This window comes from Mariniradius sediminis (assembly GCF_021491425.1).
In the GTDB taxonomy this organism is placed as follows: domain Bacteria; phylum Bacteroidota; class Bacteroidia; order Cytophagales; family Cyclobacteriaceae; genus Mariniradius; species Mariniradius saccharolyticus.
The window spans coordinates 1-283 of sequence record NZ_JAKEVZ010000087.1; the positions used below are offsets into that span (position 1 = coordinate 1).

Genomic DNA, 283 nt, shown 5'->3' on the forward strand with positions numbered 1-283 from the left:
CTCCGTACCAGTTTCATCGCACGAACTTTGTTGTTAGGAGCGATCCGAGAGAAACTCTGCAAACATGTTGGTTTACCAGGACCTCCTTTCAGGTGATGAGCTTCTCTCTGACTCCTTCCGTTACAAGGAAATTGAGAATGGAATGCTGTGGGAAGTTGAGGGGAAGTGGGTTGTTAAAGGAGCAGTTGATGTAAACATTGGTGCAAACCCTTCTGCTGAGGGTGGAGAAGATGAGGGTGTTGATGACCAGGCTGTTAAGGTTGTTGACATTGTTGACACATCC

Annotated in this window: 1 protein-coding gene; it reads left to right on the plus strand. The window is 47.0% G+C overall.

Annotation, left to right across the window (positions count from 1 at the left end):
* Nucleotides 1-64: 64 nt before the first annotated feature.
* The coding region (locus tag L0U89_RS20385) for a translationally-controlled tumor protein (RefSeq protein ID WP_234863205.1) at nt 65-283 on the plus strand (219 nt) is incomplete at its 3' end.